The organism is Mycobacterium sp. 94-17 (genome assembly GCF_035617725.1).
GTDB lineage: Bacteria > Actinomycetota > Actinomycetes > Mycobacteriales > Mycobacteriaceae > Mycobacterium.
The window spans coordinates 56,446-68,577 of record NZ_JAPIYN010000009.1 but is presented as its reverse complement, the minus strand read 5'-3'; the positions used below and the strand labels follow the sequence as shown (position 1 = coordinate 68,577).

Here is a 12,132-nt window from a genome sequence, read left to right as displayed (position 1 = left end):
GAGGCAAGTCCAACGGTGTGGCAACAGTTTTGGCTCGAGTCCCGTAGACCCTGATTGAACTGCCGTTCCCGGGGATAGACTCACGTTCAGAATCGTGCCGAAGAGGAGCGCAACACATGGCGATCATTGATAAGGACACGCAAGTTCGGCCATCGTTTGACGACGAGGTCGCAGCCACCCAGCAATACTTCGACGACCCACGCTTTTCCCGCATCACGCGCCTCTTCACGGCCCGCCAGGTAGCCGAGCAGCGCGGCACCATTCCCACCGACTACACCGTCGCCCGCAACGCCGCGGCGGCGTTCTACGAGCGGCTGCGCGAGCTGTTCGCCGAGAAGAAGAGCATCACCACGTTCGGCCCGTATTCGCCAGGCCAGGCCGTCGCGATGAAACGCATGGGTATCGAGGGGGTCTACCTCGGCGGTTGGGCGACGTCTGCCAAGGGCTCCACCACCGAGGACCCCGGGCCCGACCTCGCGAGCTACCCACTGAGCCAGGTGCCCGACGACGCCGCGGTGCTGGTGCGCGCGCTGCTGACCGCGGACCGCAACCAGCAGTACCTGCGCCTGAACATGAGCGAGCAGCAGCGGGCGACCGCAACGGAGTACGACTACCGGCCGTTCATCATCGCCGACGCGGACACCGGCCACGGCGGTGACCCGCACGTGCGCAACCTGATCCGCCGGTTCGTCGAGGTCGGCGTGCCGGGCTACCACATCGAAGACCAGCGCCCCGGCACCAAGAAGTGCGGCCATCAGGGCGGCAAGGTGCTGGTGCCGTCGGACGAGCAGATCAAACGGCTCAACGCCGCGCGCTTCCAGCTCGACATCATGAAGGTGCCCGGCATCATCGTCGCCCGCACCGACGCCGAGGCGGCCAACCTGCTCGACAGCCGCGCCGACGAGCGCGACCAGCCGTTCCTGCTCGGCGCCACCAACCTCGACATCCCGTCGTACAAGTCGTGCTTCCTGGCGATGGTGCGGCGCTTCTACGAGCTGGGTGTCGAAGACCTCAACGGTCACCTGCTCTACGCGCTGCCCGAAGGCGAGTACGCGCAGGCCGGGGCCTGGCTCGAGCGCCAAGGCATCCAGGAGGCGATCTCGGACGCCGTCAAGACCTGGCGCGAGAACGGACAACAGTCCATCGGCGACCTGTTCGACAAGGTCGAGTCCCGGTTCGTGGCGGCCTGGGAGGACGACGCGCGGTTGATGACCTATGGCGAGGCCGTGGCCGACGTGCTCGAATTCGACGCGAACGAGGGCGAGCCGGCCGAGATGAGCGTCGAGGAGTGGCGGGCCTTTGCGGCACGCGCATCCTTATACGCCGCTAAGGCCAAGGCCAAGGAGTTGGGCGTCGACCCCGGCTGGGACTGCGAGCTGTCGAAGACCCCCGAGGGCTACTACCAGATCCGCGGCGGCATCCCCTACGCGATCGCCAAGTCACTGGCGGCGGCACCCTTCGCCGACATCCTCTGGATGGAGACCAAGACCGCCGACCTGGCCGACGCCAAGCAGTTCGCCGACGCCGTCCACGCCGAGTTCCCCGAGCAGATGCTGGCCTACAACCTCTCGCCGTCGTTCAACTGGGACACCACCGGCATGACCGATGAGCAGATGAAACAGTTCCCCGAGGAACTGGGCAAGATGGGCTTCGTCTTCAACTTCATCACCTACGGCGGACACCAGATCGACGGCGTCGCGGCCGAGGAGTTCGCCACCTCGCTGCAACAGGACGGCATGCTGGCGCTGGCGCGCCTGCAGCGCAAGATGCGCCTGGTCGAATCGCCGTACCGCACACCGCAAACCCTGGTCGGCGGGCCGCGCAGCGACGCCGCGCTGACCGCCTCCTCGGGCCGCACCGCGACCACCAAGGCCATGGGCGAGGGCTCGACCCAGCACCAGCACCTGGTGCAGACCGAGGTGCCCAAGAAGCTGCTCGAAGAGTGGCTGGCGATGTGGAGCGAGAACTACCACCTCGGCGAGAAACTGCGCGTGCAGCTGCGGCCCCGCCGGGCCGGCTCGGACGTCCTCGAGCTCGGCATCTACGGCAACGACGAGGAGCAGCTGGCGAACGTCGTCGTCGACCCGATCAAGGACCGGCACGGCCGCAGCATCCTGCAGGTGCGCGACCAGAACACCTTCGCCGAGAAGCTGCGGCAGAAGCGGCTGATGACCCTGATCCACCTGTGGCTGGTGCACCGCTTCAAGGCCGACGCGGTGATCTACGTGACGCCGACCGAGGACAACCAGTATCAGACCGCGAAGATGAAGTCGCACGGCATCTTCAGCGAGGTCTACCAAGAGGTGGGCGAGATCATCGTCGCCGAGGTGAACCGGCCCCGCATCGTCGAACTGCTGCAGCCCGACCGGGTCGCGCTGCGCAAGCTGATCACCAAAGAGGATTAGCCAGCGGCTCGAGCACCGGTCGCATCTCCGGGACCTTCCTGCCGGCGCAGCCGTTCGCGACGGCCCACGGCCGGCGCCTCGCGCCCGCGCGACGGACCATCGCCGCCCGGCGCGATATGGGCGCCCGGGTTTGTTTGCGCGCGGACGCCGCGGGGTAAGAAAAAATGGTCGGCGCGAAGCGGCGCACCAGCGAGATCGCGAAGCGGCGCACACAAAGATGAAGTGGCACAAAGATGAAGTGGCGCACAGGGAGATGGGGGACCTGATGAGATCTGGACCGAGAACGACGGTCGCACTGCTCGGCGGCGCGGCGATGCTCGTGCTGTCGGTCGCCTGCGGCGGCGGTCATAAGGGCGGCCCGAGCAGCACCACTCCGACGACTACCTCGACCACCACCCCGTCGTCCAGTGTCGCGCCCTCCACCGCGCCCGGTGGCGGCGGCGGTGAACCCGGCGGCCCGACCGGAGGCGGCGGCCCCAACGGTGGCAGCGGCAGCATCCCTGGCGGCCCGACCGGAGGCGGTGGTCCCAACGGTGGCAGCGGCAGCATTCCCGGCGGCCCGACCGGAGGCGGTGGCCCCGGCGGCGGTGGCGGCAGCATCCCGGGCGTCGGCGGTGGCGGCGGCGGGCCGGGTGGCGGCGGCGGCTGCGTCGGCAACATCTGCGGCGGCTACTGATCGCCGGGTCGCCTTGAGCAGACGCTGAGGCGCAACCACAACGACTTGTTACCTAGCCGGTGGGGCCGGGATTACCTGGCCCCGCCGGCTGAACACTGTGTGGGCCTAGGGGTTGACCCGCAATCCGCGTTATGGTTCTGGCCAACTCGGATGCAAGGGGACTTCAATGTCGAAGCTCAGGTTCGGATACTTCATCGCCCCGTTCCATCGCGCGGGCACCAACCCGACGCTGGCCTTGCAGCGGGATCTACGGTTCGTCGAACACCTCGACGCGCTGGGGTTCGACGAAGTCTGGTTGGGCGAACACCACTCGGCAGGCAGCGAGATCATCAGTTCCCCAGAGATTTTCATCGCCGCCGCCGCCGAACGGGCGAAGCGCATCCGGTTCGGCACCGGGGTCATCTCCCTGTCGTATCACAACCCGCTCTGGGTCGCCGACCGGCTGATGCTGCTGGATCACCTGACACACGGCCGCATCATCGGCGGCGTGGGGCCGGGCTCGCTGCCCAGCGACTCGTCGATGATCGGGCTTACCCCCACCGACACCCGCGAGCTGCTGGAGACCAACCTCGACATCGTCGTGCGGTTGCTGGCCGGCGAGACGGTCAGCGCCAAGACCGCGACCCATCAGCTCTTCGACGCCAAGCTGCAGCTCGCCCCGTACTCCGACGGTGGGATTCCGCTGTCCGTCGCCGCGGTCGCGTCGCCGACGGGCGCGCGGCTGGCCGGCAAGCACGGCATCGGTCTGCTGTCCATCGGCGCGACCCTGACCGTCGAGGGCTTCAATGCGCTGTCCTATCACTGGGGCATCGTCGAGGAGCGCGCCGCGGCCTTCGGCACGCAGGTCGACCGCAGGAACTGGAGCCTGGTCGGTCTGTTCCACTTGGCCGAGACCGAGAAGCAGGCCCGCGAAGAGGTCAAGTTCGGCATCGAGCCGTGGTTCCGGTATTTCCAGAAGGTGGCCGCGTTCCCGCAGATGACGATGCCGGGGGAGCAGCTCGACGAGATGATCGACGTCATCAACGAGAACGGGGCCGGCGTGATCGGCACACCCGAGCGGGCTCGCGAACAGGTGCAGCGGTTGTGGGATCAGTCCGGTGGTTTCGGCTGCATGCTGCAGATGGGCCACGAGTGGGCCAATCCGGCGGCCACCCGGCGATCCGCCGAATTGTTCGCCGCCGAAGTGATGCCGCATTTCCAGGGGCAGGCGCAGCCGACGCTGGATGCCGCCGCGCGCGCCGGACAGGCCAGGGACAACCTCGCCCAATCGCAGTTGGACGCCGTCGCGCACATGACCAAGAAGTATCAGGACGAGGTCGACGCGAAGTAGCGCGAAAAGCTAGCGCGCACCGCCGGTTTCGCGCTCGGCCGCCTTGACCAGCCGGCCCGCGAAGAAGCGGACCGCCCCGCCCATGGCGGCGCGCATCAGCGGGCCCGTCCCGCGAACGCCTTCGGTGAACGACCCCGTCCAGCGAATGTCGGTTCCGCCCGCCGCATTCGGCGTGAGGACCACCTCGCCGGCGTAGTCCTTGGCCGGGGTGGGCGGACCCACCAGTTTGTAGGCGTGGCGACGGTCCGGCTCGTACTCGACGGTTTCCTCTTGCACGTAGACGGGCCACATGCCCACCTTGCGGACGGCCCCGATGCCGCCCGGCGCGGGATCGCCCTGGCGGGCCCAGCTCGAGCGCATGACGATCGGCTTGGCCCACTGTGACCAATTTGCCCCGTCAGCCACCAGCCGGAACAGCGTCGCGGCGGGAGCACTGCTGGTGCGGTTGATTTCGAAGGAATAGTTCCGGCCCGACATGTTGACTCCTGGTGACGGCGGACGGACGGCCTGGGCGCCGCTCGCCGGTAGGCTACCGCCCGCGCGGATCGGCGAGCGGATCGGGTTGATCGTCGTCGCAGGCCGGGGTCTTCCGGCGCCTGCCGGAATCGTCGAATGAGTCCGCCGCTCTTGACGTTTGCCTGTTAACCGCCCGGGACCGCCGTGGGGGATTGCCTAGACTGCAGGAATGGATCGCGATTCTCGGCGGGACGGCCCGGGCGTCGCGGGTTTGCTTCGGATCGAGGACTGCCTGGACGCGGCGGGCGCTGTCACGCTGCCGCCCGGGGTCAACCTGATATCACTCATCGACCGCAACATCGCGAACGTCGGCGAGACCGTCGCATATCGCTATCTCGACTACAGCCATTCCGCCGACGGGGACGTCGACGAGGTGACATGGAGCCAGTTCGGTGTGCGGCTGCAAGCCATTGGCGCGTGCATCCAGCAAGCCGCCGGTCGGGGCGAACGCGTCGCGGTTCTCGCACCGCAGGGTATCGACTACGTCGCCGGGTTCTACGCGGCGCTCAAGGCCGGGACCATCGCGGTCCCGCTGTTCGCCCCGGAACTGCCCGGGCACGCCGAACGGCTCGATACCGCGCTGCGCGATTCCGAGCCCGCCGTCGTGCTCACGACGTCGCCCGCACGGGCGGCGGTGCAGAAGTTCCTGGCCGACCATCCACACCTGCACCGGCCGCGGGTCATCGCGATCGATCAGATCCCTGACTCGGCGGGTGATTCGTTCGTGCCGACCGAAATCGGTATGGACGATGTCTCGCACCTGCAGTACACGTCGGGCGCGACCCGGCCGCCGGTCGGTGTCGAAATCACCCATCGAGCGGTGGGCACCAACCTGGTGCAGATGATCCTGTCGATCGACCTGCTGGACCGAAACACGCACGGCGTCAGCTGGTTACCGCTGTACCACGACATGGGGTTGTCGATGATCGGCTTCCCGGCCGTCTACGGCGGGCACTCCACGCTGATGTCTCCGACCGCGTTCGTCCGCCGGCCCCAACGATGGATTCAGGCCCTGTCCGACGGGTCGCGGCAGGGCAACGTCGTCACCGCCGCGCCGAACTTCGCATACGAGTGGGCCGCGCAGCGCGGCCTGCCCGGCCGTGGCGCGGACATCGACCTGCGCAACGTGGTGATGATCATCGGCTCCGAACCCGTCAGCATCGACGCGATCAGGACCTTCAACAAGGCGTTCGCGCCGTACGGGTTGCCCCGCACCGCGTTCAAACCGTCCTACGGCATCGCCGAGGCAACATTGTTCGTCGCGACCATCGCGCCCGCCGCCGAGCCGACCGCCGTCTACTTCGACTCGCAACGGCTGGGCGCCGGCCGCGCGGTGCTCGTCGACGCCGATTCTCCCAACGCCGTCGCTCAGGTGTCGTGCGGCCAGGTCGCGCGCAGCGAATGGGCCGTCATCGTCGACCCCGCCAGCGGGTCGGAGCTACCGGACGGCCAGGTGGGCGAAATCTGGTTGCAGGGCAACAACGTCGGACGCGGCTACTGGGGAATGCCGAACGAGACACGGCGGGCGTTCGGCGCCAAACTGCGATCGCCGCTCGCCGGCGGCAGCCACGCGCGGGGCGCCGAACCGAACCGCCCCTGGCTGCGCAGCGGCGACCTGGGTGTGTATGTCAACGGTGAGCTGTACGTGACCGGCCGGATTGCCGACCTGGTGACGATCGACGGCCGCAACCATTACCCGCAGCACATCGAGGCCACCGTCGCCGAGGCGTCCGACATCGTGCGGCGCGGATACGCGACGGCGTTCTCGGTGCCCGACGGCGACGATCCGGACGCCACCCGGCTCATCGTCATCGCCGAACGCGCGGCGGGCACCAGGCGCCAGGATCCGCGGCCGGCGATCGAGGCGATCCGCACCGCGGTCGCGCGGCGCCATGAGCTCACCGTCTCGGACGTGCGGCTGTTACCCGCCGGTGCCATCCCACGGACCACCAGCGGCAAGTTGGCCCGCAGGGCCTGCCGGGCGGAATATCTCGGCGGCACGCTCGGCGTCCACCGAAGGGACGTCGACGGATAACCCCGAAGACTCTGTTTGCCGACTGGGCTGGCTAGTCTCCACAGGGAGGCGCGAGATGGTTCTCAAGTTGAAAGTGTCGCCGGATTTGATCGGCGGCGAGGTGGAGGCCGGCTACGGCAAGGTGGCCGACGCGTTTCGCGCGACCCTTCGCGACGGTGCCGAAGTCGGTGCGGCCGTGGCCGTCTACCGTGACGGCGTCAAGGTGGTCGATCTGTGGGGCGGCTACCGCAACGGACTGACCAAGGATCCGTGGCGGGCCGACACGATGGTGAACATGTTCTCCACGACCAAAGGCGTCGCCGCCCTGGTCGTGGCGGCGGCGGTGTCGCGCGGACTCCTCTCGTATGACGCCAGGGTCGCCGACTACTGGCCAGAATTCGCGCAGGCGGGCAAGAGCGAAGTCACCGTCCGCCAACTCCTGGCGCATCAGGCCGGAGTCTGCGCGCTCAAGCCGAAGCCGACGCTGGCCGACGTGGCCGATCCGGCGAGGCTGTCGTCGATCCTGGCGGCCCAGGCACCGGCCTGGCGACCGGGCACCCGGCACGGCTATCACGCGATCACGCTCGGCTGGTATGAGTCGGAGCTGATCCGCCGGACCGATCCGGCCGGCCGCACGCTGGGCCGGTTCCTTGCCGAGGAGATCGTCGCGCCGGCGGGACTCGACCTGCACATCGGGCTACCAGACTCGGTCGACCGCACCCGACTCGCCCACGTTCACAACTGGGTTCGCGCGGAGACGATGCTGCACCTGGCCGTCATGCCCCCGGGCTTCCTGGGCGCGTCGCTGAACCCGGTGGGCCTGACCGCGCGCACCATCGCCGTGCCGCGCGGCGTCAACCCGTTCAACGGGGACTACAACCGGGACGACGTCCGGGCGGTCGAGATCCCGTCGGCCAACGGGATCGGCACCGCCAGGTCGGTCGCGCGCATGTACGGCAGCGCCATCAGCGGCGGCGCCGGGGTCGCGCTGAGCCCCGGCACCCTCGACGCGCTCACCGCACCGCCGATCCCGCCGAGTCGCGGGGTGCGCGACAAGGTGATGCATATCGATGTGGCCTATTCACTGGGCTTCTGCAAACCCGTCCCGCAGTTCGAATTCGGCTCGTCGGACAAAGCCTTCGGTACCCCGGGTTTCGGGGGATCGTTCGGATGCGCCGACCCGGACACCGGCATCGGGTTCGCCTACGTGATGAACCGGCTCGGGTTTCACCTGTGGAGCGATCCGCGTGAACTGGCCTTGCGGCAGGCATTGTTCCGCGATGTACTCGGGGTGCGCCCGCAGAGTTGACGTCGAGCCGGCCATTCCCGGTGGCATCCTGGCCATGTGGGTTTGCTAATCCGGTTGGCGGAGCTGTTGATCGTGATCCTGCCGCTGACGGGCGCGGTCGTCGCCGCCGTGCGCGCGTTGGGCGCCCACCGACGCCGCACCCATCAGCGGTCGCCCGACCCATCCGACGGCGCCGCAGCTGTCAATCCGGCGGCCCAGTGGCGTTCGGCCCGGCGCGTCCTGGACGAGCACGCCCGCACGGACGCGCGCTGGCTCGAGTACGAACTCGACATCGCCAAGCTGCTGGACTTCCCGCTGATGACCGACATGCGGCACGCGAACACGATCGCGTTCCACAAAGCCAAGCTGCGGGCCGACTTCCTGCGCCCCACCAAGGCCGAGGATCTGCTCGACGACCGCGAGGGCGCCGCGCAGTACATGGCCGCCGTCGAGAACTACGTCACGGCGTTCAACGCCGCCGAGAGCGAAGCGATCCGCAGACGCCGCAACGATTTCTCCCGGGCGAATCAGCAGCGAATTGCGCGGGCGCAGACCCTGTTACGAGTCGCCGCCGACCCCGCGGCCACGGCGCCCGAACGCCAGCGGGCCTATGACGTGGCCCGCAGCGAACTCGACGGCCTGCTGGTGCTGCCAACCGCGACACAGGCGAACCTCGAGCGCGGGATCTCCGGCGAGCTGGAACGTTAGGGCCCGGCCCGGAGTGAGCTAGGGACAGGTGTATCCGCCGTCGATCACCACGTCCGAGCCCGTCATATAGCTGGACGCGTCGCCGGCCAGGTAGACGTAGAGTCCGGTGAGCTCTTCGGGGCGGCCGATGCGTCCGAGCGGTATCTTGGGCTCCCACTGGCGGTGATACTCCGTCAACGGCTCCACGAGCTCGGTCAGGATGTAGCCGGGGCTGACGCTGTTGACCCGAATGTGGTGCGGCGCGAACTCCACCGCCATCGCCTTGGTCAGGTGGATGACCGCGGCTTTGGAGGTGCAATAGTGGCCGACCTGCTGGGGGACGTTGATGATGCTGCCCGACATCGAAGCGGTGTTGATGATGACGCCGCCGCGGCCCTGCGCCACCATCGCCCGGGCCGCCGCCTGCGCGGTCAGGAAGACGCCGGTCACGTTCGTGTCCTGGATGCGCTGAAATTCTTCGGGCGACATGTCCAGCATCGGGACGACCGAGATGATGCCGGCGTTGCACACCGCGATGTCGATGCCGCCCAGCTCCGCGACCACCCGGTCCACCATGGCCTTCACCTGGTCGGGTCGGGTCACGTCGCATCCGATCGGCACCACCTTGCCGTCGACGTCACCGCCGTGCGCCGCCAGCTCGACGGCGATCGTGTCCAGCGCCTCGACATTGCGGGCCGCGATGGCCACATCGGCACCGGCTTGCACGTAGGCCCGGGCCACTATCCTGCCGATACCGCTGGACGCCCCGGTGACCAACGCCGTCTTGCCGCGCAGGCCGAACATGTCCATCACGTTCATCCGATATCCCCTTCATACGAGCGACCCGAAACCGAAACACGTTCTAGTGTGTCCGCTATGGGCAAATTCACCAGGGCAGAAATCGACAGCGCCATCGACAACTACACCAAAGTCGTCGAAGGGTGCAGCGCTTCGGGCGACTGGCGGCCGTTTGCGGACCTGTTCACCGAGGACGTCGTCTACACCGAGCATCACTACGGTGTCTTTCACGGACGCGAAGCGGTGCGCGACTGGATCGTCGCGGTGATGGCGCCGTTCCCGCACATGCGTTTTCCCAATGACTGGGTTGCCCACGACGAGGACAACGACGCCGTCGTCGTCATGATCAAGAACCTGCTCGACCACCCATCCGACCCGAACGGTGAACCGTTCTGGTTCCCGAACTGGACCCGGCTGGTCTATGCGGGCGACGGGCTGTTCTCCAGCGAGGAAGACATCTACAACCCCGACCGAGACGCCCCCGGTGTGGTCGCGGCCTGGCTGGAGGCCGGAGGCCGGCTAGCTACGACGGAGATCCTGCAACCTGGCGCCTGACGCCTTTCACGTTGGGGGCGACGGCGTTTCCCGACCCGCCGCGCCGGAAGCGCTCAGACGGTAGCGGTGCCGCGGCTCGAATCACTGGCCTGCGCCCGCCCGCGTCGGCGCGATCGGACCTTGCTCAGCGCCTGCTCCCAGGCGAGCAGGGTCGCGGCCTTGATGTTGGGGGGCTTGACGCTGTCGCGGGAGAGCAGCGCCGTCGCGGCGGCCTTCGTGGTCGCCGACGCCTTCGAGATGTGACCCGAGTCGAACGGCGGCTGGGGGTCGTACTCGAGCGCGAGCTGAATGGCCCTGGCCCGGGATTCGCCCGCGATCTGCGCGGCCAGCCACAGCGCCAGGTCCAGCCCGGCGGACACGCCCGCACTGGTGACAATGTCGTCCTGATGCACGATGCGCTCGTCGGACACGGGGACCGCGCCGAACGCCTTCAGCGCGGGAACGGTCAGCCAATGCGACGTTGCGCGCCGGCCCTCGAGCAGGCCGGCGGCCGCCAGGATCACCGACCCCGAGCACACCGACGTCGTCCAGCTCGCGCTCTGGTGGGCCCGGCGCAACCAGTCGAGCAGCGCATCGTCCCGTGCGTGCACCGGCGTCGCCGGACCCCCGGGCACCAGAATCACGTCCGGGCAAGGGGTTTCGGCCAACGAGTGGGTGGCGCCGATGACCAGCACCCCGGAGTCGGCGATGATCGGCCCGGCGGCGTGCCACACGAAGCGCACCTCGGCGCCGGGTAAGTTGCGCAGCACCTCGTATGGGCCGATCATGTCCAGCGCGGTGAATCCGGGATAGGCCACGATGGCGATTTGGGTCATGGTGTCGTCCTCTCGGGTCAGGCGAATCGGTGTCAGGCGAAAGCTTTGCGGTATTGGTCGGGCGAAATACCCACGCGGCGAAGGAAATTGCGTCGCATGGTTTCCGCGGTGCCGAAGCCGCACCGGGCGGCGATCGCGACGACGGTGTCGTCGGTCTCCTGCAACTGCCGGCGCGCGGCTTCGGTGCGGATGCGTTCGACGTACTGGCCGGGCGCCTCGCCGATTTCGGCGGTGAACACCCGGGTGAAGTGGCGTGGGCTCATCGCCGCCCGGCGAGCCAGGCCGTCGATGCTGTGCGGGCCGCCCGGATCGGCCTCGATCGCCTCCTGTACCTCGCGGATCGAGTCCCTCCTGGCCCGCGGCATCCACACCGGCGCCGCGAACTGTGTCTGGCCGCCCGGCCGGCGCAGATACAGCACGAGCCAGCGCGCGACCGCCTGCGCGAGCTCGGTGCCGTGGTCGTCCTCGACGAGCGAGAGCGCGAGATCGATGCCCGCGGTGACGCCGGCGGCCGTCCACACCGTGTCGGAGCTACGGACGAAGATCGGGTCCGGATCGACGTCGACGCTGGGGAATTCGTCGGCCAACCGCTCGGCGAAGGCCCAGTGCGTGGTCACCCGGCAGCCGTCGAGCATGCCGGACTGGGCCGCGAGGAACGCACCCGTGCAGACGCTGACGATGCGTCGCGCGTTTCCGGAGGCCGCCTTGATCCATTCCGTCAGCGCGGGATCGCGGCGCGCCGCGCCGACGCCACCGCCGCCCGGCAGCACGAGCGTGTCGATGGGGTCGCCCGGTTCCGGGAGCGGTTCGGCCACGAACGCCAACCCGGTGGGAGTGCTGACCGGCCGGCCGCCGACCGAGCACACCACGACGTCATAGCCGCCGCCGGTCAGCAGGGACGCGGTGGTGAAGACGTCGTGGGGCCCCACCACGTCGAGCGCCTGGACCGCGGGGAACCCGACGATCACCACCTTGCGAGTCATGAACCCAGTGTTCGCCAGGCGAGGGCGCGTCGTCTACGCCAGGTACCCCACTAATTAAGACATGG

General features: G+C 68.4%; 11 protein-coding genes. 7 read left to right on the top strand and 4 right to left on the bottom strand.

The window, feature by feature from the left end:
- Positions 1–116: 116 nt before the first annotated feature.
- The 3 genes from aceA (at position 117) to OQ789_RS12635 (ending at position 4,411) form a co-directional block, all read left to right on the top strand.
- Positions 117–2,405, top strand: a complete 2,289-nt coding sequence (gene aceA, locus OQ789_RS12645) for an isocitrate lyase ICL2 (RefSeq protein ID WP_324686175.1) — start codon at positions 117–119, stop codon at positions 2,403–2,405.
- Positions 2,406–2,670: 265 nt separating this feature from the next.
- Entirely contained in the window at positions 2,671–3,081 is a 411-nt protein-coding gene (locus tag OQ789_RS12640; RefSeq protein WP_324686173.1) for a hypothetical protein, read from the top strand.
- 166 nt (positions 3,082–3,247) lie between these two features.
- The gene (locus tag OQ789_RS12635; RefSeq protein ID WP_324686171.1) at positions 3,248–4,411 is read left to right on the top strand and encodes an LLM class flavin-dependent oxidoreductase; all 1,164 of its coding nucleotides are present in this window, start codon (positions 3,248–3,250) and stop codon (positions 4,409–4,411) included.
- Between the two features lie 9 nt (positions 4,412–4,420).
- On the opposite strand, the gene OQ789_RS12630 is transcribed toward OQ789_RS12635, so the two are convergent.
- The gene (locus OQ789_RS12630; protein WP_324686170.1) at positions 4,421–4,888 is read right to left on the bottom strand and encodes an SRPBCC family protein; all 468 of its coding nucleotides are present in this window, start codon (positions 4,886–4,888) and stop codon (positions 4,421–4,423) included.
- A gap of 208 nt (positions 4,889–5,096) precedes the next feature.
- Between OQ789_RS12630 and OQ789_RS12625 the strand changes: the two genes are divergently transcribed.
- The 3 genes from OQ789_RS12625 to OQ789_RS12615 are packed head-to-tail and all read left to right on the top strand — an operon-like array spanning position 5,097 to position 8,937.
- Complete coding sequence (locus OQ789_RS12625; protein ID WP_324686168.1) at positions 5,097–6,962, top strand: fatty acyl-AMP ligase; 1,866 nt, start codon at positions 5,097–5,099, stop codon at positions 6,960–6,962.
- 55 nt (positions 6,963–7,017) lie between these two features.
- A complete protein-coding gene (locus tag OQ789_RS12620; protein ID WP_324686166.1) occupies positions 7,018–8,250 on the top strand; it encodes a serine hydrolase domain-containing protein in 1,233 nt (410 codons plus the stop codon).
- A gap of 36 nt (positions 8,251–8,286) precedes the next feature.
- Entirely contained in the window at positions 8,287–8,937 is a 651-nt protein-coding gene (locus OQ789_RS12615; protein ID WP_324686165.1) for a hypothetical protein, read from the top strand.
- An 18-nt stretch (positions 8,938–8,955) separates the two neighbouring features.
- Here OQ789_RS12615 and OQ789_RS12610 read toward each other — a convergent pair whose 3' ends face one another.
- Positions 8,956–9,735, bottom strand: coding sequence for an SDR family oxidoreductase (locus OQ789_RS12610; protein ID WP_324686163.1), 780 nt, complete (start codon positions 9,733–9,735; stop codon positions 8,956–8,958).
- Between the two features lie 57 nt (positions 9,736–9,792).
- Between OQ789_RS12610 and OQ789_RS12605 the strand changes: the two genes are divergently transcribed.
- A complete protein-coding gene (locus tag OQ789_RS12605; RefSeq protein WP_324686161.1) occupies positions 9,793–10,269 on the top strand; it encodes a nuclear transport factor 2 family protein in 477 nt (158 codons plus the stop codon).
- Positions 10,270–10,322: 53 nt separating this feature from the next.
- Here the strand turns inward: OQ789_RS12605 and OQ789_RS12600 are convergent, their stop codons facing one another.
- Positions 10,323–11,084 carry a DJ-1/PfpI family protein gene (locus OQ789_RS12600; protein WP_324686160.1) on the bottom strand — a complete coding sequence of 254 codons (762 nt, stop codon included), beginning with the start codon at positions 11,082–11,084 and terminating at the stop codon, positions 10,323–10,325.
- A gap of 32 nt (positions 11,085–11,116) precedes the next feature.
- The gene (locus OQ789_RS12595; RefSeq protein WP_324686159.1) at positions 11,117–12,067 is read right to left on the bottom strand and encodes a GlxA family transcriptional regulator; all 951 of its coding nucleotides are present in this window, start codon (positions 12,065–12,067) and stop codon (positions 11,117–11,119) included.
- Positions 12,068–12,132: the final 65 nt, after the last annotated feature.

Coding starts and splice junctions, on each gene's coding strand:
- aceA (WP_324686175.1), top strand. CDS start 117: ATGGCGATCATTGATAAGGACACGCAAGTTCGGCCATCGTTTGACGAC.
- OQ789_RS12620 (WP_324686166.1), top strand. CDS start 7,018: ATGGTTCTCAAGTTGAAAGTGTCGCCGGATTTGATCGGCGGCGAGGTG.
- OQ789_RS12625 (WP_324686168.1), top strand. CDS start 5,097: ATGGATCGCGATTCTCGGCGGGACGGCCCGGGCGTCGCGGGTTTGCTT.
- OQ789_RS12605 (WP_324686161.1), top strand. CDS start 9,793: ATGGGCAAATTCACCAGGGCAGAAATCGACAGCGCCATCGACAACTAC.
- OQ789_RS12595 (WP_324686159.1), bottom strand. CDS start 12,067: ATGACTCGCAAGGTGGTGATCGTCGGGTTCCCCGCGGTCCAGGCGCTC.
- OQ789_RS12640 (WP_324686173.1), top strand. CDS start 2,671: ATGAGATCTGGACCGAGAACGACGGTCGCACTGCTCGGCGGCGCGGCG.
- OQ789_RS12610 (WP_324686163.1), bottom strand. CDS start 9,735: ATGAACGTGATGGACATGTTCGGCCTGCGCGGCAAGACGGCGTTGGTC.
- OQ789_RS12630 (WP_324686170.1), bottom strand. CDS start 4,888: ATGTCGGGCCGGAACTATTCCTTCGAAATCAACCGCACCAGCAGTGCT.
- OQ789_RS12600 (WP_324686160.1), bottom strand. CDS start 11,084: ATGACCCAAATCGCCATCGTGGCCTATCCCGGATTCACCGCGCTGGAC.
- OQ789_RS12635 (WP_324686171.1), top strand. CDS start 3,248: ATGTCGAAGCTCAGGTTCGGATACTTCATCGCCCCGTTCCATCGCGCG.